The organism is Citrobacter sp. Cb041 (genome assembly GCF_030336655.1).
Lineage (GTDB): Bacteria > Pseudomonadota > Gammaproteobacteria > Enterobacterales > Enterobacteriaceae > Citrobacter > Citrobacter braakii.
This window is the reverse complement of the sequence record NZ_JAOWDD010000038.1, coordinates 229,093-251,038: the sequence shown is the minus strand read 5'-3', so window position 1 is coordinate 251,038 and position 21,946 is coordinate 229,093. Positions and strand designations below refer to the sequence as shown.

Here is a 21,946-nt window from a genome sequence, read left to right as displayed (position 1 = left end):
GAAGCGCTGGTTACAGGGTAGCCTCATGCGTTATTTTCCCCTGATGATTCCGACCCGAACGATTTTACAGGAGCTTTAATGCCTAACATTACCTGGTGCGATCTACCTGAAGATGTTTCTCTGTGGCCAGGTCTGCCTCTCTCTTTAAGCGGTGATGAAGTCATGCCGCTGGATTACCACGCGGGCCGCAGTGGCTGGCTGCTGTACGGTCGTGGGCTGGATAAACAACGGTTAACGCAATACCAGAGCAAACTGGGTGCGGCGATGGTGATCGTGGCGGCGTGGTGCGTTGAGGATTATCAGGTGATTCGTCTGGCGGGCTCGTTAACGCCGCGTGCGGCAAAACTGGCGCATGATGCCAAACTGGATGTTGCGCCACTGGGTAAAATTCCGCATTTGCGCACGCCGGGTTTGCTGGTGATGGACATGGATTCAACGGCTATCCAGATCGAGTGTATCGATGAAATTGCCAAACTGGCGGGAACCGGCGAAATGGTAGCCGAAGTTACCGAACGCGCGATGCGCGGCGAGCTGGACTTTACCGCCAGCTTGCGCAGCCGCGTGGCGACGTTGAAGGGCGCTGATGCCAATATTTTGCACCAGGTGCGCGAAACGCTACCACTGATGCCTGGCCTGACTCAGCTGGTGTTAAAACTGGAAACGCTCGGCTGGAAAGTGGCAATTGCCTCCGGCGGTTTTACCTTCTTTGCCGATTATCTGCGTAACAAACTACGTCTGACGGCGGCTGTGGCAAACGAGCTGGAGATCATGGACGGTAAATTCACCGGCAACGTGATTGGCGATATCGTCGATGCCCAGTACAAAGCCAACACCCTGACCCGCCTGGCGCAGGAGTATGAGATCCCGATGGCGCAGACGGTGGCGATCGGCGATGGCGCCAACGATCTGCCGATGATCAAAACGGCTGGACTGGGTATAGCGTATCATGCCAAACCCAAAGTGAATGAAAAGACGGAGATTACGATCCGTCACGCTGACCTGATGGGCGTGTTCTGCATTCTCTCTGGCAGCATGAACCAGAAATGATTTAATTGCCTGATGGCAAAGTGACCGTAGGCCGGATAAGCGCCCACGCTGTCCGGTAAACGCGCTAACGAAAGAGGTAAAACGTGGCCAAAGCTCCAAAACGCGCCTTTGTTTGTAACGAATGCGGGGCCGATTACCCGCGCTGGCAAGGGCAATGCAGCGCCTGTCAGGCCTGGAACACCATTACCGAGGTACGCCTTGCCGCGTCACCAACGGTGGCGCGTAACGAGCGGCTCAGCGGCTATGCCGGGAATGCGGGCGTCGCAAAAGTGCAGAAGCTGTCTGATATCAGCCTTGAAGAGTTGCCGCGTTTTTCCACCGGATTTAAAGAGTTTGACCGCGTGCTGGGCGGCGGTGTGGTGCCCGGCAGCGCCATCCTGATTGGCGGTAACCCCGGCGCAGGGAAATCAACGTTGCTGCTGCAAACGCTGTGCAAGCTCGCTGAGCAGATGAAAACCCTGTACGTCACCGGCGAAGAGTCTTTGCAACAGGTGGCGATGCGCGCGCATCGACTCGGTCTGCCGACGGCGAATCTGAACATGCTGTCGGAAACCAGTATCGAACAAATTTGCCTGATTGCCGAAGAAGAACAGCCGAGGCTGATGGTTATCGACTCCATTCAGGTGATGCACATGGCGGATATTCAGTCTTCGCCGGGCAGCGTGGCACAGGTGCGCGAAACCGCGGCTTACCTGACCCGCTTTGCCAAAACGCGCGGCGTGGCGATTGTCATGGTCGGCCACGTCACCAAAGACGGCTCGCTGGCCGGTCCAAAGGTGCTGGAGCACTGTATTGACTGCTCGGTGCTGCTCGACGGCGACGCCGATTCTCGTTTTCGTACTCTGCGTAGCCATAAAAACCGCTTTGGCGCGGTGAATGAGCTGGGCGTCTTTGCCATGACCGAACAGGGGCTGCGTGAAGTTAGCAACCCTTCCGCTATCTTCTTAAGCCGTGGCGATGAAGTCACCTCCGGCAGTTCGGTGATGGTGGTCTGGGAAGGCACGCGCCCGTTGCTGGTGGAGATTCAGGCGCTGGTCGACCATTCGATGATGGCGAATCCGCGTCGTGTTGCGGTCGGCCTGGAGCAGAACCGTCTGGCGATTCTGCTGGCCGTGCTGCATCGTCACGGCGGCTTGCAGATGGCGGATCAGGACGTGTTCGTCAACGTGGTCGGCGGCGTGAAGGTTACCGAAACCAGCGCCGATCTGGCACTGCTACTGGCAATGGTTTCCAGCCTGCGCGACCGACCGCTGCCGCAGGACTTAGTGGTCTTTGGCGAAGTGGGACTGGCGGGCGAAATTCGTCCGGTACCCAGCGGCCAGGAGCGTATTTCGGAAGCGGCGAAGCACGGCTTTCGTCGGGCGATTGTTCCTGCCGCCAACGTGCCGAAAAAAGTGCCGGAAGGGATGCAGGTCTTTGGCGTTAAGAAGCTTACGGATGCTTTAAGCGTGTTTGACGACCTATAATAAAATACCCGCCGTCTTTCCGGCGGTATTGGGTATTACGTTTATTTTTACAGCAGGAGGCTCTTGTGTCATTTGATTATCTGAAAACTGCCATTAAGCAAAAGGGCTGTACCCTGCAACAGGTGGCAGATGCCAGTGGCATGACCAAGGGATATTTAAGTCAACTGCTGAATGCCAAAATTAAAAGCCCCAGCGCGCAAAAGCTGGAGGCGTTGCACCGGTTTCTCGGGCTGGAGTTTCCGCGCCAGCAGAAGAATATCGGTGTGGTATTCGGTAAGTTTTATCCGCTGCATACCGGCCATATCTATCTTATCCAGCGCGCGTGTAGTCAGGTCGATGAACTGCATATCATCATGGGATATGACGACACGCGCGATCGCAGCCTGTTTGAAGACAGCGCTATGTCGCAACAGCCCACGGTGCCCGATCGTCTACGCTGGCTGCTGCAAACCTTTAAGTATCAGAAAAACATCCGTATTCATGCCTTCAACGAAGAGGGTATGGAGCCGTATCCACACGGTTGGGATGTGTGGAGCAACGGGATCAAAACGTTTATGCAGGAGAAAGGGATCCAACCTAACTGGATTTACACCTCTGAAGAGTCAGATGCCCCGCAGTATCTGGAACATCTGGGGATCGAAACCGTGCTGGTAGATCCCAAACGGACGTTTATGAACATCAGCGGCGGGCAAATCCGTGAGAACCCGTTTCGCTACTGGGAGTATATTCCTACAGAAGTGAAGCCGTTTTTCGTGCGCACTGTGGCGATCCTCGGCGGAGAGTCGAGCGGAAAATCGACGCTGGTGAACAAGCTCGCCAATATCTTTAACACTACCAGTGCGTGGGAATATGGGCGTGATTACGTCTTCTCCCATTTGGGCGGTGATGAGATGGCGTTGCAGTATTCCGACTACGATAAAATCGCCCTGGGACAAGCCCAATACATTGATTTTGCTGTCAAGTATGCCAATAAAGTGGCGTTTATCGACACCGATTTCGTTACCACTCAGGCCTTCTGCAAAAAGTATGAAGGGCGTGAACACCCGTTTGTGCAGGCCCTGATTGACGAGTATCGCTTTGACCTGGTGATCCTGCTGGAGAACAATACTCCATGGGTGGCGGATGGCTTACGCAGTCTCGGTAGTTCGGTTGACAGAAAAGCGTTTCAGTCGCTGCTGGTCGAGATGCTGCAGGAAAACAATATCAATTTTGTGCACGTTCAGGAGCCCGACTATGACGGTCGATTTCTGCGCTGCGTGGAGTTGGTGAAAGAGTTGATGGGCGAGCAGAGATAGCGTAAATGCCGGATGGCGTTGCGCTTATCCGGCCTACAAGTCGCACTAACCTCGTAGGCCGGATGAGGCGTAACGCCGCCATCCGGCGCTTAACGGTAATTACTTCGAAATACGCTTGTACTTAATACGCTTCGGCTCCAGCGCATCTGCGCCCAGCGTGCGTTTCTTGTACTCTTCGTATTCGGTAAAGTTACCTTCGAAGAACTCAACCTTACCTTCATCCTGGTAATCCAGAATGTGGGTTGCGATACGGTCGAGGAACCAACGGTCGTGCGAGATAACCATCGCGCAGCCCGGGAACTCCAGCAGGGCGTTTTCCAGCGCGCGCAGGGTTTCGATATCCAGGTCGTTGGTTGGTTCATCAAGCAGCAGCATGTTGCCGCCAACCTGCAGCAGCTTCGCCAGGTGCAGACGACCGCGCTCACCGCCGGAGAGTTCGCCTACGCGTTTACCCTGATCAACACCTTTAAAGTTGAAGCGGCCTACGTAGGCGCGGCTTGGCATCTCGGTGTTGCCGATCTTCATGATATCCAGCCCGCCGGAAACTTCTTCCCACACGGTTTTGCTGTTGTCCATGGCGTCACGGAACTGGTCAACGGAAGCCAGCTTGACGGTTTCACCCAGTGTGATGGTGCCGCTGTCTGGCTGTTCCTGACCGGACATCATACGGAACAGGGTAGATTTACCCGCGCCGTTCGGACCGATGATGCCGACGATGGCGCCTTTCGGTACGGAGAAGCTCAGGTCGTCAATCAGAACGCGATCGCCGTAGGATTTACGCAGATTGGTGACTTCAACGACTTTATCACCCAGACGTGCACCAGGTGGGATAAACAGTTCGTTGGTTTCGTTACGCTTCTGGTATTCGGTGTTGTTCAGCTCTTCAAAGCGTGCCAGACGGGCTTTACCCTTAGACTGACGGCCTTTAGCGCCCTGACGCACCCACTCCAGCTCTTTCTCAATGGATTTACGGCGAGCCGCTTCCTGAGACGCTTCCTGCGCCAGACGCTGATCTTTCTGCTCCAGCCAGGAGGAGTAGTTGCCTTCCCATGGAATACCTTCGCCGCGGTCAAGCTCCAGAATCCAGCCCGCAACGTTGTCGAGGAAGTAACGGTCGTGGGTAATCGCCACCACGGTGCCTTCGAAGTCGTGCAGGAAGCGTTCCAGCCACGCAACGGATTCGGCATCCAGGTGGTTAGTCGGTTCGTCGAGCAGCAGCATGTCTGGTTTTTCCAGCAGCAGGCGGCACAGCGCGACGCGGCGGCGTTCACCACCGGAGAGGTTCTCAATTTTAGCGTCCCAGTCCGGCAGACGCAGGGCGTCAGCGGCACGCTCAAGCTGCACGTTCAGGTTATGACCGTCGTGCGCCTGAATGATCTCTTCAAACTTGCCCTGTTGCGCAGCGAGTTTATCGAAGTCGGCGTCCGGCTCGGCGTACTTTGCGTACACTTCATCCAGACCTTTCAGCGCGTTAACCACTTCGGCAACCGCTTCTTCCACGGATTCACGAACGGTATGTTCCGGGTTTAGTTTCGGTTCCTGCGGCAGGTAACCGATTTTAATGCCAGGCTGTGGGCGAGCTTCACCTTCGATATCGGTATCAATGCCGGCCATGATGCGCAGCAGGGTCGATTTACCCGCGCCGTTCAGACCAAGTACACCGATTTTGGCGCCAGGGAAGAAGCTCAGTGAGATGTTTTTAAGAATATGACGTTTCGGCGGAACGACTTTGCCGACACGATGCATGGTATAAACAAATTGGGCCACGTTGGACTCGCCTCTTTATTTATCCCGTCATACTTCAAGCCGCAGATGCGTTGGCTGTGAGTTACTCGGCTCATCCATGAGCCTCGCCCTTGCGGGCCGCTGCTCCGCAGCGTTCAAATCTGTTCCTGACAGATTTGTCGTTCCCCCCAGTCACGCACTATGTACGCTCAGGGGATTTACTCCCTCGCCGCCTTGCTGCAACTTGAATTATTTAGGGCTAATTATTGGTAAATAGTTATCAAAGGCGAAGTGTAGCCTTTTTCATTGCCCAATCCCAGCCAGCAGATCTCACTCGCAACAAAAGTAAAAAAGTGTCCGTGACGTGGCGCATTCTGCAATGTCTGGTTAGCATGAACTAATTAAGCGGCATGATGCTGCACAGACGTAACATGAGAAGAGGAAGAGCTTGTGGACAAAGCCAATCAATTTACCTGGCGCCTGCTGGCGGCCAGCGTATGTCTGCTGACGGTCAGTCAAGTGGCGCGAGCCGATTCCCTGGATGAGCAGCGCAGTCGCTATGCGCAAATTAAACAGGCCTGGGATAACCGACAGATGGATGTCGTAGAGCAGATGATGCCCGGCCTGAAGAATTATCCTCTGTATCCTTATCTGGAATATCGTCAGATTACTGACGATCTGATGAATCAGCCCACCATTACCGTTACCAATTTTGTGCGCGCCAACCCGACGCTGCCCCCCGCGCGTACTCTGCAATCACGTTTCGTGAATGAACTGGCGCGACGGGAGGACTGGCGTGGACTACTGGCGTTCAGCCCAGAAAAACCGGGTACCACGGAAGCGCAATGCAACTATTACTTTGCGAAATGGAGCACCGGGCAAACCGAAGAGGCCTGGCAGGGCGCGAAAGAACTGTGGTTGAGCGGGAAAAGCCAGCCGAACGCCTGTGACAAATTATTCGGCGTATGGCGCGCCTCAGGAACTCAGGATCCGCTGGCGTATCTGGAGCGTATTCGTCTGGCGATGAAAGCCGGGAATACCGGTCTGGTCACGGCGTTGGCTGGACAAATGCCCGCGCAATACCAAACTATCGCTTCGGCGATCATCGCGCTGGCCAACGATCCGAATTCGGTGATGACCTTTGCACGCACCACTGGCGCGACGGATTTCACCCGACAGATGGCGGCGGTGGCTTTTTCCAGCGTGGCGCGTCAGGATGCGGAAAACGCCCGCCTGATGATCCCGTCTCTGGCGCAGGCGCAACAGCTGAATGACGAGCAAACCCAGGAGCTGCGCGACATCGTCGCCTGGCGTCTGATGGGCAATGACGTTACCGATGAGCAGGCCAAATGGCGCGATGACGCCATTATGCGCTCGAATTCCACCTCGCTTGTGGAGCGACGTGTACGCATGGCGCTGGGAACCGGCGATCGTCGTGGTCTGAATACCTGGCTGGCGCGTCTGCCAATGGAAGCAAAAGAGAAAGATGAGTGGCGTTACTGGCAGGCGGATCTGCTGCTTGAGCGCGGGCGTGAGGCGGAAGCCAAAGAGATCCTGCACCAGCTCATGCAGCAGCGCGGTTTCTATCCGATGGTGGCGGCACAGCGTCTGGGTGAAGAGTACGAGCTGAAAGTGGATAAAGCCCCGACAAACGTTGACTCTGCGCTGACTCAGGGACCGGAAATGGCACGTGTGCGCGAGCTAATGTACTGGAACCTGGACAATACCGCGCGCAGTGAATGGGCGAATCTGGTCACCAGTCGCACGAAGTCTGAGCAGGCTCAGCTGGCGCGTTACGCGTTCAACAATCACTGGTGGGATCTGAGCGTACAAGCGACGATCGCCGGTAAGCTGTGGGATCATCTGGAAGAGCGTTTCCCACTGGCCTACAAGGATCTGTTTACACGCTACACCAGCGGCAAGGATATTCCGCCAAGCTATGCGATGGCGATAGCGCGTCAGGAAAGCGCCTGGAACCCGAAAGTAAAATCGCCGGTTGGTGCCAGCGGGCTGATGCAGATTATGCCGGGCACGGCGACGCATACGGTGAAAATGTTCTCGATTCCAGGTTACAGCAGCCCGAGCCAACTACTGGATCCTGATACCAACATCAACATTGGTACCAGCTATTTACAGTATGTCTATCAGCAATTCGGTAATAACCGCATTTTCGCGTCGGCGGCCTATAACGCCGGACCGGGGCGCGTTCGCACCTGGCTTGGCAATAGCGCGGGTCGTATCGATGCTGTCGCGTTTGTCGAAAGCATTCCATTCTCTGAGACGCGTGGCTACGTGAAGAACGTGCTGGCTTACGATGCGTACTATCGCTATTTCCTCGGTGACAAACCGGAGTTGATGAGCGACGCAGAATGGCAACGTCGTTACTGATCGTGTCGGTTGTGTTATGCTATCGTACTCGTTAAAGAGTACAAAAGGGGGAGGCAAGCACGCTTCCCCCGCAACGATGGCGATAACTTATGACTCAGCAATCACCCTATTCGGCAGAGATGGCAGAACAGCGTCACCAGGAGTGGTTACGTTTTGTCGAGCTGCTTAAACACGCCTATGAACAAGACTTACACCTGCCCCTGCTCAATTTGATGTTAACGCCGGATGAGCGCGAAGCGCTGGGCACGCGCGTGCGTATCATTGAAGAGTTGCTGCGCGGCGAGATGAGTCAGCGCGAGCTTAAAAACGAGCTCGGGGCGGGGATCGCCACCATTACACGGGGGTCGAACAGCCTCAAATCTGCACCGGTGGATCTGCGTCACTGGCTGGAGCAGGTGCTGCTAAAAAATGCCTGATGGCGCTTCGCTTTCAGGCCTAATTATGTGGAGCGGTTGTGGCCGGATAAGGCGAAGCCGCCATCCGGCACAACGCTATAAATACACTGCGTTATGAAACGGGCTGAGCGCCAGAATCACCGCCTGGTGGTAGACGCTTGAGCGCGTCAGCTTGCCCGCGGTAAAGACGCCGATAGCGCCCTCTTTACGGCCAATCTCATCAATACCCGTGTAGTCCGACATCACCGGACCGAGCGCTTCGCCCTGACGGACTCTGTCGAGAATGACAGCAGGCAATGGCAGCGTGGCTGAACGGGCTTCGCCGCGCTGGACGCCATTATCAATCACCACCCAACTGAAGGTCGCATCGTCGTCAATTCCCGCTTCAATAGCGACCCAAAAATCAGCCTGCGGGTGCAGACGGCGCGCATTATCAACGCGATTTCGTGCGCCAGTGCGCGTTTCCTGGTTTCCGAAAGGTTGTTCCGGCACGCCACTCTCGACGGCGACGGGTTCAATATGGCAGGATCCTTCCCCGAAAATCTCTTCAAATGCCCGCAGAATTGCCTGAATTTTGGCAGGATTGGTGGTCGCAGAGATAACCTTGTGCATAATTAAGCTCAGTTTGAAAATTCATCGCATCGCAGTATAACGGAAAAAAAGCATGTTACAGGTATACCTTGTTCGCCATGGCGAAACGCAGTGGAACGCCGAGCGACGTATTCAAGGCCAGTCAGACAGCCCACTGACCGCTAAAGGTGAACAGCAAGCCATGCAGGTGGGCGAACGCGCCCGCACTTTTGGTATTACGCATGTCATCAGCAGCGATTTAGGTCGTACACGACGCACCGCAGAAATCATCGCCCAGGCCTGTGGCTGTGATATCACCTATGACTCACGTTTGCGCGAGCTGAATATGGGCGTGCTAGAGCAACGCCATATCGATACGCTGACGTCGGAAGAAGAGGGCTGGCGTCGCCAGTTGGTGAACGGTACGGTGGAGGGGCGTATTCCTGAAGGGGAATCGATGCAGGAACTGAGCGATCGCGTCCACGCGGCGCTGGCATCCTGTCTGGAGTTGCCGCCGGGGAGTCGTCCGCTGCTGGTCAGTCACGGTATTGCACTGGGTTGCCTGGTGAGTACGATTCTGGGATTACCGGCATGGGCTGAACGTCGCCTGCGTCTGCGCAACTGTTCTATTTCTCGCGTCGATTACCAGGAAAGTTTGTGGCTGGCGCCGGGATGGGTAGTTGAAACGGCAGGGGACATCTCACATCTGGACGCCCCTGCGTTAGACGAACTGCAGCGCTAGCGGCGAATCGGAATCAGGAATTCGCAGCGCAGGTTGATCGGGCGATCTCCCGCTTTGGCATCTTCTGCCGGGTAGTATCGCTCGATATCCTGCCCTTTACGGCGCGTCAGGTTCAGCATTGGCATGCATGTGCCGTAAACCGTCAGGATAAACTCCTGTACACCGGTCCCCAGCCCTTCATAGGTAAACATCACATACTCGCCGCCCTGTAGCAGGATAGGCTGTGCCGACGGCACATAACCATTGGCCTGTTCCGGCGTCAGTGCTGTGGTGTAAAACACTTCCTGCTCATCATCTTTTTCAATGCTCGGACGCGTTTCGTTCAGCCCGTACAGCACCGGTGGGATCGCAGGAGCCTGGCTAAGGAAGTCGCGCCAGAACTGAATTCGCATTTCATGACGGAAATCTGAAATCTGCTCCAGCGAGCAGGAATAGCTTTGCGTGGTGCCAAGCAGTTGCGTATCTTCCAGCGTGACAAACTCGTGCGCAGGCATGGCAAATTCACCCAGTCGCATAGGCGGGCGAATACCAAACGCGCTCCATTCCGGCGAACGGCGATACAGCGCAGGCGTCTGGGAAAACTGTTTCTTGAACGCGCGGGTAAAGGTTTGTTGAGAGTCAAAGCGATATTGCAGCGCAATATCCAGAATTGGGCGTGCAGTCAGGCGCAGCGCCACTGCGGATTTCGATAAACGACGGGCGCGGATATAGGCGCCAATAGCATGGCCCGTCACGTCCTTAAACATTCTCTGCAGGTGCCACTTGGAATAGCCTGCTTTTGCCGCCACATTGTCAAGCGACAAAGGCTGATCCAGATGACCTTCCAGCCAGATTAATAGGTCGCGAATAATGCCAGCCTGATCCATAAAATATCCTCATCCTTTCAACAACGAGTACCTGACGTCAGGTATGAGGATAATAGCATTTTTTGCTGTTTTAGCATTCAGTGTTTTTTTTGCTCATAAATGCTTTTTTCGATCATTCGAAAGCGTGATTATTGTAATCCTGTGATCTGTATACGTTTTATCTTAGAATGTCGAATAATTACACAGAGTAACTTTTAAAAATGGTAACAATATGAAATATAAGAGCTTAATCATTTCCTCAATTCTGCTGATGTTAGCGCAGGTCGCCCATGCGGAGCAGATTGGATCTGTCGATACAGTGTTCAAAATGTTTGGGCCGGATCATAAAATTGTGGTCGAAGCGTTTGACGATCCTGATGTTACCAACGTGACCTGCTACGTGAGCCGGGCGAAGACCGGCGGCATCAAAGGTGGGCTGGGGCTGGCGGAAGATACCTCCGATGCCGCCATTTCCTGTCAGCAGGTGGGGCCGGTAGAACTGAGCGACAGAATCAAGAACGGCAAAGCGCAGGGCGAAGTGGTATTTAAAAAACGTACCTCGCTGGTGTTTAAATCCTTACAGGTCGTGCGTTTTTACGACGCGAAACGTAATGCACTGGCCTATCTGGCCTATTCAGATAAAGTGGTCGATGGATCGCCCAAAAATGCCATCAGCGCGGTGCCCATCATGCCGTGGCGGGAATAACAAGGAAGCAAAATGCAACAACCGTTGATCTGGTTGGTTGAGGATGAGCAGGGCATTGCCGATACGCTCATCTACATGCTGCAGCAGGAAGGTTTTAGCGTGGAAGCGTTTGAGCGCGGATTACCTGCGCTGGAGAAATCTCGCCAGCGTTGTCCTGATGCGATCATTCTGGATGTCGGACTACCGGATATCAGCGGTTTTGAACTGTGTCGACGCCTGCTGGAGCGGCATCCAGCGTTGCCGATCCTGTTTCTGACCGCGCGTAGCGATGAGGTGGATCGCCTGCTGGGGCTGGAAATTGGCGCGGATGACTATGTTGCCAAGCCTTTCTCACCGCGCGAGGTGTGCGCCCGTGTGCGTACGCTGCTGCGGCGGGTGCAGAAATTCTCTGCTCCTTCATCGACGACGCGTTGCGGCGATTTTGAACTTAATGAGCTGGCCGCGCAGATTACCTGGTTCGGCAGGCCGTTAAACCTGACGCGCTATGAATTTCTGTTGCTGAAAACGCTGCTGTTGTCGCCGGGGCGCATTTACTCACGCCAGCAGTTGATGGATTTAGTTTGGGCCGATGCACAGGACACCTTTGACAGAACGGTCGATACCCACATTAAAACGCTGCGCGCCAAGCTGCGGGCTATCAACCCTGAGCTTTCCCCCATCAATACGCATCGCGGTATGGGATATAGCCTGAGGAGCGTCTGATGCGCATTGGCATGCGTTTGTTGCTCGGCTATTTTCTGATTGTTGCCGTCGCCGCCTGGTTCGTTTTGTCGATCTTTGTGCAGGAAATTAAACCAGGCGTCCGCCGGGCGACCGAAGGCACTTTGATTGATACCGCCACGCTGCTGGCTGCGCTGGCGCGCGATGACTTGCTCTCTGACTCTCCAGCCAACGGCAAGCTGGCGCAGGCATTTTCGCAACTGCATAACCGCCCATTCAGCGCCAATATCAGCGGCATTAACAAAGTCCGTAATGAATACCATGTCTACATGACGGACGCGCAGGGTAAAGTGTTGTTTGATTCCGCAAACCAGGTTGTCGGTCAGGACTATTCTCGCTGGAACGACGTGTGGTTAACCTTGCGTGGGCAATATGGCGCCCGCAGTACGCCGCAAAACCCGAACGATCCGGAAAGTTCAGTGATGTACGTGGCCGCGCCGATCGTAGACGGCGGACGTATTATCGGAGTGCTTAGTGTCGGTAAACCGAACGCGGCGATGGCGCCGGTGATTAAACGCAGTGAACGGCGGATGCTGTGGGCCAGCGCCGTATTGCTGGGCATTGCCTTAGTGATTGGCATCGGGATGGTATGGTGGATAAACCGCTCCATCGCCCGGCTGGCGCGCTATGCCGACTCCGTTACCGAGAATCGCCCCGTCCCACTGCCTGATTTAGGCAGCAGCGAGCTACGTAAACTGGCGCAGGCGCTGGAAAGTATGCGACTGAAGCTGGAGGGCAAAAACTACATTGAGCAGTATGTTTATGCATTAACGCATGAACTGAAAAGTCCGCTGGCGGCCATTCGCGGCGCGGCTGAGATTTTGCGCGAAGGTCCGCCGCCGAACGTGGTTGCGCGCTTTACTGATAATATTCTGACGCAAAATACGCGTATGCAGGCGCTGGTCGAAACCCTGTTACGCCAGGCGCGACTGGAGAATCGACAGGACATTACGTTGACGGCAGTGGCGGTAGATGCGCTGTTTGCTCAGCTCAAAGAGGCGCGTAGCGTGCAACTGGCGGCAAAAAACATCACGCTTACCATTATGCCTTCATCGCTTAGCGTCGCCGCCGATCCTGCGTTACTGGAGCAGGCAGTGGGGAATTTGCTCGACAACGCTATCGACTTCACGCCACAGGACGGGACGATTACGCTGAGCGCGCATCAGCAGGATGAACTGGTCACGTTGCAGATAATCGACAGCGGCAGCGGGATCCCCGACTTCGCGTTGCCGCGTATTTTTGAGCGTTTCTATTCGCTGCCCCGTGAAAATGGACATAAGAGCAGCGGTTTAGGGCTGGCGTTTGTCAGTGAGGTTGCGCGACTGCACGAGGGGACGGTGACATTGTGCAACCGACCACAAGGCGGCGCACAGGCCTCGTTTACGCTTCACGCTCACTTCACATAACTTCAAATTCTCCGCACATAGCTGTTCTACCTTGCTGATATTGCAAAGGAGAACGCTATGTTTAAATCACCCCTGTTTTGGAAAATAGTCACCTTAGGTGGCGCAATACTGCTGCTGTTAATCCCGCTGACGATGGTCAGGCAGATCATCGTGGAGCGATCGGATTACCGCGATGAAGTCGAAGATGCTATCCGACAGAGCACCAGCGGGCCGCAAAAGATGGTAGGACCGCTGATAGCCATTCCGGTAACGGAACTTTACACCTCACTGGAGGATGGCAAAGAAATCCAGCGTAAGCGTAGCTATATCCATTTCTGGCTGCCGGAGTCGTTGGTAGTTGAGGGGAATCAGAACGTTGAAGCGCGTAAAATCGGTATTTATGAGGGCCAGGTCTGGCACAATGATGTTTCGGTGAAGGCTGAGTTTAACGCCGAACGGTTGAGTGATTTAAATCATCCAAATATCAGCATCGGCAAACCGTTTATTGTGGTTGGCGTGGGGGACGCGCGTGGGATTGGCGTGGTAAAAGCGCCGCAGGTCAATGGAACGTCGCTGGCCGTTGAGCCTGGGACGGGGCTGGATGGACGTGCGCAGGGGATCCACATTCCGCTACCCGATGCGAGCTGGGCTGAGCAAAATCTGAGCATGGCGTTGTCGCTTAATTTGAGCGGAACCGGCGATTTCTCCGTCGTTCCGGTTGGACGTAACAGTGAAATGACCTTAACCAGCAACTGGCCGCATCCCAACTTTCTTGGGGACTTCCTCCCGGCGAAGCGCGAAATTAGCGAATCAGGATTCAAGGCTCAGTGGCAAAGCAGCTGGTTTGCGAACAACCTCGGCGAGCGCTTTAACGACGAAAAGATTGGTTGGCTGGGCATGCCAGCGTTTAGCGTCGCCGTCGCCACGCCAGCAGATCAGTATCAGTTAACGGACAGGGCGACAAAGTATGCCATCCTGCTGATTGTGCTGACCTTTATGTCTTTCTTCGTCCTTGAAAGTATGACCAATCTGCGCCTGCACCCGATGCAGTATCTGCTGGTGGGGCTATCGCTGGTAATGTTTTATCTGCTGCTGCTGGCACTGTCGGAACACATTGGTTTTACGGCGGCGTGGATTACGGCAAGTCTGGTGGGGGCGTTGATGAACGGTGTGTATCTGCAGGCGATATTGCAGGGCTGGCGGAACAGTATTTTGTTCACCGTGGCGCTGCTGGGGTTGGATGGTGTGATGTGGGTGCTGCTACGTTCACAGGATAGCTCTTTACTGCTGGGAACCGGCGTGCTGTTGTTCGCGCTGTGTGGGGTCATGTTCCTGACGCGTCATCTTGACTGGCACTCGCTGGCACAGCCAAAAACAAAGCCAAAATCTACAGAACTTCCAGAGCTTCAGCCTGCGCAGAGCGAGGAATTTCGCTTGTGGAAATAGGGCAGTAGGGGAAATGAAAAACGGCGCATAAAGCGCCGTTTTTATACCAGTGAGGATTGAATTAATCCTGCAGGTCGCCGCAGAAACGGTAGCCTTCACCGTGAATGGTGGCGATGATTTCTGGCGTATCCGGCGTTGATTCGAAATGCTTACGAATGCGGCGGATCGTCACGTCAACGGTACGGTCATGCGGCTTCAGTTCGCGACCGGTCATTTTTTTCAACAGTTCTGCGCGAGACTGGATTTTGCCCGGATTCTCACAGAAGTGAAGCATGGCGCGGAATTCGCTGCGTGGCAGTTTATACTGCTCACCGTCAGGACCAATCAGAGAGCGGCTGTTGATGTCCAGCTCCCAGCCATTGAACTTGTAGCTTTCGACGCTACGGCGTTCTTCGCTGACAGTACCCAGGTTCATGGTACGGGACAGCAGGTTACGAGCACGGATAGTCAGTTCGCGCGGGTTAAACGGCTTGGTGATGTAATCGTCTGCGCCGATTTCGAGGCCGAGAATTTTATCGACTTCGTTATCACGGCCCGTCAGGAACATCAGCGCAACGTTAGCTTGTTCGCGAAGTTCGCGCGCTAACAGCAGGCCATTTTTCCCAGGCAGATTGATATCCATAATCACAAGGTTGATATCATATTCAGAGAGAATCTGATGCATTTCCGCGCCATCTGTCGCTTCGAATACATCATAGCCTTCTGCTTCGAAAATGCTTTTCAACGTGTTGCGTGTTACTAACTCGTCTTCAACGATAAGAATGTGCGGGGTCTGCATGTTTGCTACCTAAATTGCCAACTAAATCGAAACAGGAAGTACAAAAGTCCCTGACCTGCCTGATGCATGCCGTAAATTAACATGATCGGCGTAACATGACTAAAGTACGTAATTGCGTTCTTGATGCACTTTCCATCAACGTCAACAACATCATTAGCTTGGTCGTGGGTAGTTTCCCTCTGGACCCGACAGTGTCAAAAACGGCTGTCATCCTAACCATTTTAACAGCAACATAACAGGCTAAGACATGCCGGACACCCAATAAAACTACGCTTCGTTGACATATATCAAGTTCAATTGTAGCACGTTAACAGTTTGATGAAATCAACGTATCCAAATGTTTGCTTTCATCACAAAATTGCAATATTACAACTAGTTGCACGAGCAAATTAATAAATGTAATGAATCCAACCGGTGCGATCCATTTTAAATTAAATTATCATGGATAAACAGAGGGATATGCAACTTTTGTTAACATAAAAAGCAATAGTACACCCGGGAAATAGTTTAGCATTTTTTAATGGATGCGAAATGCTTTTTCAGTGATTTCTGTTAAAAATATGTAAATTCGCACTGCGTAATATGTTGAAGCACGTCACATTTTTCCTTGCAGACTGGCCAAAAAGAGTATCGAAATGCGTTTAACAATTATTCTGGTTGCCCCCGCCAGAGCGGAAAATATTGGTGCGGCTGCCCGCGCTATGAAGACCATGGGGTTCACCCAATTACGCATCGTTGACAGCGAAGCCCACCTGGAACCCGCCACGCGATGGGTCGCGCATGGTTCTGGCGATATTATTGATAATATTAGCGTTTTTTCAACGTTAGCGGAGGCGCTGCACGACGTAGATTTTACCGTCGCGACCACTGCGCGTAGTCGGGCGAAGTTCCATTACTACGCTACGCCGGTCGAACTGGTTCCTCTGCTGCAGGAAAAATCAATGTGGATGGATCATGCCGCGCTGGTTTTTGGTCGTGAAGATTCAGGGCTGACCAACGAAGAATTGGCCCTGGCGGATGTACTCACCGGTGTACCTATGGTGGCTGACTATCCTTCACTCAATTTGGGGCAGGCGGTGATGGTGTATTGCTATCAATTAGCAGGTTTAATACAACAACCCGTCAAAAACATTGAGGTGACGGATGAGCTTCAGCTACAGGCATTGCGCGCGCGCGTTTTGCGTTTATTAGCCACGCTGAACGTTTCTGACGACATCAAGTTGACGGACTGGCTGCAACAGCGAATGGGTCTGTTAGGGCAGCGAGATACGGCAATGTTGCACCGTTTTTTACATGATATAGAAAAAAGCATCACGAAATAAAATATCGACCTGCATTTGTTGTGTGGTGTTTTGCTCTGGATTCAAGTAGGGGTGACATACTGTATTGGTCGAAACTAAAAGGGCAAGCAGTCGCTCGTGAACAAGTTTCGGAATGTGACCAATTTAAAAATTTATTGACTTAGATCAGCAGATACTTTAACCCTAAAAGAATACAGGACAGATAATAAATAATTACAGAGCACACAACATCATGAAACGCATCAGCATCACCATTACCACAACCATCACCATTACCACAGGTAACGGTGCGGGCTGACGCGTACAGGAAACACAAGAAAAAGCCCGCACCTAAACAGTGCGGGCTTTTTTTTCGACCAAAGGCAATGAGGTAAACCATGCGAGTGTTGAAGTTCGGCGGTACATCAGTGGCAAATGCAGAGCGCTTTCTGCGGGTTGCCGATATTCTGGAAAGCAATGCCAGACAGGGGCAGGTCGCGACCGTTCTTTCTGCCCCCGCAAAAATTACCAACCATCTGGTGGCGATGATTGAGAAGACCATCGGTGGTCAGGATGCTTTAGCCAATATCAGCGACGCCGAACGCATTTTCTCTGAGCTGTTGGTGGGTCTTGCCGCCGCGCAACCGGGTTTCCCGCAGGCTCCGCTCAAAGCCTTTGTTGAACAAGAGTTTGCACAGATTAAGCACGTCCTGCACGGTATCAGCCTGCTGGGTCAGTGCCCGGACAGCATCAATGCTGCGCTTATTTGCCGTGGTGAAAAAATGTCGATCGCCATCATGGCTGGCCTGCTGGAAGCGCGCGGGCACAACGTGACGGTCATCGACCCGGTAGAGAAATTGCTAGCGGTAGGCCATTACCTCGAATCTACCGTTGATATCGCCGAATCTACGCGCCGCATTGCCGCCAGCCGTATTCCTGCGGACCATATGGTTCTGATGGCAGGATTTACCGCCGGGAATGAGAAAGGAGAGTTAGTGGTGCTGGGGCGTAATGGCTCTGACTACTCTGCCGCCGTACTGGCCGCCTGTTTGCGCGCCGATTGTTGTGAGATCTGGACCGATGTCGATGGCGTATATACCTGCGATCCGCGCCAGGTACCCGACGCCCGACTGCTGAAGTCGATGTCTTATCAGGAAGCGATGGAGCTTTCTTACTTCGGCGCTAAAGTGCTGCATCCGCGCACTATTACCCCTATTGCCCAGTTCCAGATCCCGTGCCTGATTAAAAATACCGGCAATCCACAAGCGCCCGGCACGCTTATCGGTGCCAGCAGTGATGATGACGATTTGCCGGTAAAAGGGATTTCTAACCTCAATAACATGGCGATGTTTAGCGTCTCCGGCCCTGGGATGAAAGGCATGGTGGGGATGGCGGCGCGTGTTTTTGCCGTAATGTCGCGCGCGGGCATCTCGGTGGTGCTGATCACCCAATCCTCTTCTGAATATAGCATCAGCTTCTGCGTCCCGCAGGGCGACTGCGCGCGTGCGCAACGCGCCATGCAGGATGAATTCTATCTCGAACTGAAAGAAGGCTTGCTTGAGCCGCTGGCGGTGACTGAGCGTCTGGCGATCATCTCGGTCGTTGGCGATGGTATGCGCACGTTGCGTGGCATCTCGGCGAAATTTTTTGCCGCGCTGGCTCGCGCGAACATTAATATCGTGGCAATCGCCCAGGGCTCGTCTGAGCGTTCCATTTCGGTAGTGGTGAATAACGACGACGCGACCACTGGCGTGCGTGTGACCCATCAGATGCTGTTCAACACCGACCAGGTGATTGAAGTATTTGTCATTGGCGTTGGCGGCGTGGGCGGTGCGCTGCTGGAGCAGCTTAAACGTCAGCAAACCTGGCTTAAAAAGAAGCATATTGATCTGCGTGTGTGCGGTGTGGCGAACTCGAAGGCCCTGCTGACCAACGTCCATGGTCTGAATCTGGAAAACTGGCAATCGGAGCTGGAAAGCGCGAAAGAGCCTTTCAACCTGGGGCGCTTAATTCGTCTGGTGAAAGAATATCATCTGCTCAATCCGGTGATTGTCGACTGTACGTCAAGTCAGGCGGTCGCGGATCAGTATGCGGATTTCCTGCGCGAAGGCTTCCATGTGGTTACGCCGAATAAAAAGGCCAACACGTCGTCGATGGATTACTACCATCAGCTGCGTTTTGCTGCGGCGAAGTCTCGTCGTAAATTCCTGTACGACACCAACGTAGGCGCGGGCTTGCCGGTAATTGAGAACCTGCAAAATCTGCTCAGCGCGGGCGATGAACTGCAACGTTTCTCCGGCATTCTTTCTGGTTCGCTGTCGTTTATTTTCGGCAAGCTGGATGAAGGCATGAGCTTCTCCGAGGCCACCACCATGGCGCGTGAGCTGGGCTATACCGAACCCGATCCGCGTGACGATCTATCCGGTACGGACGTGGCGCGTAAGCTGTTGATCCTGGCCCGTGAAACCGGTCGTGAGCTGGAGCTTTCTGACATTGTCATTGAGCCGGTCCTGCCAAAAGAGTTTGATGATTCCGGTGATGTTTCCGCGTTTATGGCGAAATTGTCGCAGCTGGATGACGCCTTTGCCGCGCGTGTGGCGAAAGCCCGTGATGAGGGGAAAGTATTACGCTATGTTGGCAATATTGAAGAGGATGGCGTCTGTCGCGTGAAAATAGAGGCAGTAGACGGCAACGATCCGCTGTTCAAAGTGAAAAACGGTGAAAACGCGTTGGCGTTTTACAGCCACTATTATCAGCCGCTACCGTTAGTTCTGCGCGGATACGGCGCGGGTAACGACGTGACGGCGGCGGGCGTATTTGCTGACCTGCTACGCACCCTTTCATGGAAGTTAGGAGTCTGACATGGTGAGAGTTTATGCCCCGGCCTCCAGCGCCAATATGAGCGTCGGGTTTGATGTGCTCGGAGCGGCGGTAACCCCGGTGGACGGTTCGCTGTTAGGCGATGTGGTATCCGTTGAGGCGGCTGACAATTTCAGCCTCAACAACCTCGGTCGCTTTGCCAATAAGCTGCCGCCTGAGCCGCGAGAAAATATTGTCTACCAGTGCTGGGAGCGATTCTGTCAGGAGCTGGGTAAAAGCGTTCCGGTGGCGATGACGCTGGAAAAAAATATGCCGATTGGTTCCGGGTTAGGCTCCAGCGCGTGTTCCGTTGTGGCGGCGCTGGTCGCCATGAACGAGCATTGCGGTAAACCGCTCAACGATATGCGCCTGTTGGCGATAATGGGTGAGCTGGAAGGGCGTATCTCCGGCAGTATTCATTACGATAACGTCGCCCCGTGCTTTTTGGGCGGTATGCAGTTAATGATCGAAGAAAACGGCATTATCAGCCAGCAGGTGCCAGGCTTTGATGAGTGGCTGTGGGTCCTCGCGTATCCGGGGATTAAAGTGTCGACGGCAGAAGCGCGGGCGATTTTACCTGCGCAGTATCGCCGTCAGGACTGTATCGCCCACGGGCGGCATCTGGCTGGGTTTATCCATGCCTGCTATTCCCGTCAGCCAGGGCTTGCCGCGAAGCTGATGAAAGATGTCATTGCTGAGCCGTACCGTACCCGCCTGCTGCCAGGCTTTAGCCAGGCGCGTCAGGCGGTAGCGGAAATCGGGGCGCTGGCCAGCGGCATCTCCGGTTCGGGACCGACGCTGTTCGCTTTGTGCGACAAGCCGGATACGGCACAGCGTGTAGCAGACTGGCTGGGTAAAAATTATCTGCAAAATCAGGAAGGCTTTGTTCATATTTGCCGGTTGGACACGGCGGGCGCACGGGTACTGGGATAATCAATGAAACTGTATAATCTGAAAGATCATAACGAACAGGTCAGCTTTGCACAGGCCGTCACGCAAGGGCTTGGCAAGAATCAGGGATTGTTTTTTCCGCACGATTTGCCGGAATTCAATCTGTCAGAAGTCGATGAGATGTTGAACCAGGATTTCGTTAGCCGCAGCGCGAAGATCCTTTCCGCATTTATCGGTGATGAAATCCCACAGGAGATTCTGGAACAGCGCGTGCGTGCGGCGTTTGCCTTCCCGGCGCCGGTTGCTCAGGTTGCCGCGGATATCGGCTGTCTGGAGCTGTTCCACGGCCCAACGCTTGCATTTAAAGACTTTGGCGGGCGCTTTATGGCGCAGATGCTGACGCATATCAGCGGTGACAAACCGGTTACCATTCTGACGGCGACCTCTGGAGACACTGGTGCGGCAGTCGCACATGCCTTTTATGGCCTGAAAAATGTGCGCGTGGTGATCCTTTATCCGAACGGCAAAATTAGCCCATTACAGGAAAAACTGTTCTGTACACTGGGTGGCAATATTGAAACCGTGGCGATTGATGGCGATTTTGATGCCTGTCAGGCGCTGGTGAAACAGGCGTTTGATGACGAAGAGCTGAAGGTCGCTTTGGGGCTGAATTCGGCTAACTCAATCAACATCAGCCGTCTGCTGGCGCAAATCTGTTACTACTTTGAGGCCGTGGCTCAACTGCCGCAAGAGGCGCGTAATCAGCTGGTTATTTCCGTTCCCAGCGGCAACTTTGGCGATCTGACCGCCGGGCTGCTGGCAAAATCACTGGGCTTGCCGGTGAAGCGTTTTATCGCGGCGACCAACGTCAACGATACGGTTCCACGCTTTCTTGCACAAGGTGAGTGGGCGCCGAAAGCGACTCAGGCGACGTTGTCGAATGCGATGGATGTCAGCCAGCCAAATAACTGGCCGCGGGTGGAGGAACTGTTCCGCCGTAAAATCTGGCGTCTGAATGAGCTGGGTTATGCCGCTGTTGATGATGCCACTACTCAGGACACGATGCGTGAGCTGCATGAGATGGGGTACACCTCAGAACCGCATGCGGCGGTGGCTTACCGTGCGCTGCGTGACCAACTGAACCCTGGCGAGTACGGCCTGTTCCTCGGTACTGCGCATCCGGCCAAGTTTAAAGAAAGCGTTGAAGAGATTCTTGACCTGACGCTGGCTCTGCCAAAAGCGCTGGCGGAACGCGCGGACCTGCCGCTGCTTTCTCATCACCTGCCTGCTGATTTTGCTGAACTGCGCAAGCTGATGATGACCCGCGGTTAACGGTTGTGCCCGCTGGCGCTTTGCTTAGCGGGCCTACAAAACCTGTCGGCCGGATCGGGCGTTTGCCGCCATCCGG

At 54.0% G+C, this 21,946-nt stretch carries 20 protein-coding genes and 1 other annotated feature; of the genes, 16 read left to right on the top strand and 4 right to left on the bottom strand.

The window, feature by feature from the left end; genetic code table 11:
• Positions 1 to 78 precede the first annotated feature (78 nt).
• The 3 genes from serB to nadR all read left to right on the top strand — a co-directional run bounded on the left by serB (position 79) and on the right by nadR (position 3,808).
• Positions 79 to 1,047: a phosphoserine phosphatase gene (gene serB / locus OGV52_RS12530; protein WP_003829946.1), complete on the top strand. Its 969-nt coding sequence runs from the start codon at positions 79 to 81 to the stop codon at positions 1,045 to 1,047.
• 83 nt (positions 1,048 to 1,130) lie between these two features.
• Positions 1,131 to 2,513, top strand: coding sequence for a DNA repair protein RadA (gene radA / locus OGV52_RS12525; protein WP_053389006.1), 1,383 nt, complete (start codon positions 1,131 to 1,133; stop codon positions 2,511 to 2,513).
• Positions 2,514 to 2,578: 65 nt separating this feature from the next.
• A complete protein-coding gene (nadR, locus tag OGV52_RS12520) occupies positions 2,579 to 3,808 on the top strand; it encodes a multifunctional transcriptional regulator/nicotinamide-nucleotide adenylyltransferase/ribosylnicotinamide kinase NadR (protein ID WP_016151614.1) in 1,230 nt (409 codons plus the stop codon).
• A 99-nt stretch (positions 3,809 to 3,907) separates the two neighbouring features.
• On the opposite strand, the gene ettA is transcribed toward nadR, so the two are convergent.
• On the bottom strand, positions 3,908 to 5,575 hold the full coding sequence (ettA, locus tag OGV52_RS12515) for an energy-dependent translational throttle protein EttA (RefSeq protein WP_003019019.1): 1,668 nt from the start codon (positions 5,573 to 5,575) through the stop codon (positions 3,908 to 3,910).
• A 408-nt stretch (positions 5,576 to 5,983) separates the two neighbouring features.
• Here ettA and sltY point away from each other — a divergent pair, with 408 nt between their 5' ends.
• Both sltY and trpR read left to right on the top strand, forming a co-directional pair.
• Positions 5,984 to 7,921, top strand: coding sequence for a murein transglycosylase (sltY, locus tag OGV52_RS12510; RefSeq protein ID WP_287108581.1), 1,938 nt, complete (start codon positions 5,984 to 5,986; stop codon positions 7,919 to 7,921).
• An 89-nt stretch (positions 7,922 to 8,010) separates the two neighbouring features.
• Entirely contained in the window at positions 8,011 to 8,337 is a 327-nt protein-coding gene (gene trpR / locus OGV52_RS12505; RefSeq protein WP_153689741.1) for a trp operon repressor, read from the top strand.
• 75 nt (positions 8,338 to 8,412) lie between these two features.
• On the opposite strand, the gene yjjX is transcribed toward trpR, so the two are convergent.
• Positions 8,413 to 8,928 (bottom strand): inosine/xanthosine triphosphatase, encoded by a 516-nt coding sequence (gene yjjX, locus OGV52_RS12500; RefSeq protein ID WP_016151618.1) that lies wholly within the window; start codon positions 8,926 to 8,928, stop codon positions 8,413 to 8,415.
• Positions 8,929 to 8,980: 52 nt separating this feature from the next.
• On the opposite strand from yjjX, the gene gpmB reads away from it, so the two are divergent.
• Positions 8,981 to 9,628: a 2,3-diphosphoglycerate-dependent phosphoglycerate mutase GpmB gene (gene gpmB / locus OGV52_RS12495; protein ID WP_016151619.1), complete on the top strand. Its 648-nt coding sequence runs from the start codon at positions 8,981 to 8,983 to the stop codon at positions 9,626 to 9,628.
• Here gpmB and robA read toward each other — a convergent pair.
• On the bottom strand, positions 9,625 to 10,494 hold the full coding sequence (gene robA, locus OGV52_RS12490; protein ID WP_003837295.1) for an MDR efflux pump AcrAB transcriptional activator RobA: 870 nt from the start codon (positions 10,492 to 10,494) through the stop codon (positions 9,625 to 9,627). The genes gpmB and robA overlap by 4 nt on opposite strands.
• Positions 10,495 to 10,705: 211 nt before the next feature.
• Between robA and creA the strand changes: the two genes are divergently transcribed.
• The 4 genes from creA to creD are packed head-to-tail and all read left to right on the top strand — an operon-like array spanning position 10,706 to position 14,730.
• A complete protein-coding gene (creA, locus tag OGV52_RS12485) occupies positions 10,706 to 11,179 on the top strand; it encodes a protein CreA (RefSeq protein WP_016151621.1) in 474 nt (157 codons plus the stop codon).
• Positions 11,180 to 11,191: 12 nt separating this feature from the next.
• Positions 11,192 to 11,881, top strand: a complete 690-nt coding sequence (gene creB, locus OGV52_RS12480) for a two-component system response regulator CreB (protein WP_049281597.1) — start codon at positions 11,192 to 11,194, stop codon at positions 11,879 to 11,881.
• Positions 11,881 to 13,305 (top strand): two-component system sensor histidine kinase CreC, encoded by a 1,425-nt coding sequence (gene creC, locus OGV52_RS12475; protein WP_103766853.1) that lies wholly within the window; start codon positions 11,881 to 11,883, stop codon positions 13,303 to 13,305. The genes creB and creC overlap by 1 nt, the downstream gene beginning before the upstream one ends.
• A 57-nt stretch (positions 13,306 to 13,362) precedes the next feature.
• Positions 13,363 to 14,730 (top strand): cell envelope integrity protein CreD, encoded by a 1,368-nt coding sequence (gene creD / locus OGV52_RS12470; protein WP_103766852.1) that lies wholly within the window; start codon positions 13,363 to 13,365, stop codon positions 14,728 to 14,730.
• A 61-nt stretch (positions 14,731 to 14,791) separates the two neighbouring features.
• On the opposite strand, the gene arcA is transcribed toward creD, so the two are convergent.
• Positions 14,792 to 15,508: a two-component system response regulator ArcA gene (gene arcA, locus OGV52_RS12465; RefSeq protein ID WP_001194359.1), complete on the bottom strand. Its 717-nt coding sequence runs from the start codon at positions 15,506 to 15,508 to the stop codon at positions 14,792 to 14,794.
• 95 nt (positions 15,509 to 15,603) lie between these two features.
• Between arcA and yjjY the strand changes: the two genes are divergently transcribed.
• The 6 genes from yjjY to thrC all read left to right on the top strand — a co-directional run bounded on the left by yjjY (position 15,604) and on the right by thrC (position 21,870).
• A complete protein-coding gene (yjjY, locus tag OGV52_RS12460) occupies positions 15,604 to 15,744 on the top strand; it encodes a YjjY family protein (protein WP_042998021.1) in 141 nt (46 codons plus the stop codon).
• A gap of 399 nt (positions 15,745 to 16,143) precedes the next feature.
• Complete coding sequence (locus OGV52_RS12455; RefSeq protein WP_049281594.1) at positions 16,144 to 16,830, top strand: tRNA/rRNA methyltransferase; 687 nt, start codon at positions 16,144 to 16,146, stop codon at positions 16,828 to 16,830.
• 206 nt (positions 16,831 to 17,036) lie between these two features.
• Positions 17,037 to 17,163 (top strand) — a sequence feature (Thr leader region).
• Positions 17,042 to 17,107, top strand: a complete 66-nt coding sequence (gene thrL / locus OGV52_RS12450) for a thr operon leader peptide (RefSeq protein ID WP_032337689.1) — start codon at positions 17,042 to 17,044, stop codon at positions 17,105 to 17,107. (Overlaps the previous feature by 66 nt.)
• A gap of 23 nt (positions 17,164 to 17,186) precedes the next feature.
• The gene (gene thrA / locus OGV52_RS12445) at positions 17,187 to 19,649 is read left to right on the top strand and encodes a bifunctional aspartate kinase/homoserine dehydrogenase I (protein WP_047500133.1); all 2,463 of its coding nucleotides are present in this window, start codon (positions 17,187 to 17,189) and stop codon (positions 19,647 to 19,649) included.
• 1 nt (position 19,650) lies between these two features.
• Entirely contained in the window at positions 19,651 to 20,580 is a 930-nt protein-coding gene (gene thrB / locus OGV52_RS12440; RefSeq protein WP_259687835.1) for a homoserine kinase, read from the top strand.
• Between the two features lie 3 nt (positions 20,581 to 20,583).
• The gene (gene thrC / locus OGV52_RS12435) at positions 20,584 to 21,870 is read left to right on the top strand and encodes a threonine synthase (RefSeq protein ID WP_019078326.1); all 1,287 of its coding nucleotides are present in this window, start codon (positions 20,584 to 20,586) and stop codon (positions 21,868 to 21,870) included.
• Positions 21,871 to 21,946 lie beyond the last annotated feature (76 nt).

Coding starts and splice junctions, on each gene's coding strand:
- serB (WP_003829946.1), top strand. CDS start 79: ATGCCTAACATTACCTGGTGCGATCTACCTGAAGATGTTTCTCTGTGG.
- trpR (WP_153689741.1), top strand. CDS start 8,011: ATGACTCAGCAATCACCCTATTCGGCAGAGATGGCAGAACAGCGTCAC.
- yjjX (WP_016151618.1), bottom strand. CDS start 8,928: ATGCACAAGGTTATCTCTGCGACCACCAATCCTGCCAAAATTCAGGCA.
- gpmB (WP_016151619.1), top strand. CDS start 8,981: ATGTTACAGGTATACCTTGTTCGCCATGGCGAAACGCAGTGGAACGCC.
- robA (WP_003837295.1), bottom strand. CDS start 10,494: ATGGATCAGGCTGGCATTATTCGCGACCTATTAATCTGGCTGGAAGGT.
- creA (WP_016151621.1), top strand. CDS start 10,706: ATGAAATATAAGAGCTTAATCATTTCCTCAATTCTGCTGATGTTAGCG.
- creB (WP_049281597.1), top strand. CDS start 11,192: ATGCAACAACCGTTGATCTGGTTGGTTGAGGATGAGCAGGGCATTGCC.
- creC (WP_103766853.1), top strand. CDS start 11,881: ATGCGCATTGGCATGCGTTTGTTGCTCGGCTATTTTCTGATTGTTGCC.
- creD (WP_103766852.1), top strand. CDS start 13,363: ATGTTTAAATCACCCCTGTTTTGGAAAATAGTCACCTTAGGTGGCGCA.
- arcA (WP_001194359.1), bottom strand. CDS start 15,508: ATGCAGACCCCGCACATTCTTATCGTTGAAGACGAGTTAGTAACACGC.
- yjjY (WP_042998021.1), top strand. CDS start 15,604: ATGACTAAAGTACGTAATTGCGTTCTTGATGCACTTTCCATCAACGTC.
- OGV52_RS12455 (WP_049281594.1), top strand. CDS start 16,144: ATGCGTTTAACAATTATTCTGGTTGCCCCCGCCAGAGCGGAAAATATT.
- thrA (WP_047500133.1), top strand. CDS start 17,187: ATGCGAGTGTTGAAGTTCGGCGGTACATCAGTGGCAAATGCAGAGCGC.
- thrB (WP_259687835.1), top strand. CDS start 19,651: ATGGTGAGAGTTTATGCCCCGGCCTCCAGCGCCAATATGAGCGTCGGG.
- thrC (WP_019078326.1), top strand. CDS start 20,584: ATGAAACTGTATAATCTGAAAGATCATAACGAACAGGTCAGCTTTGCA.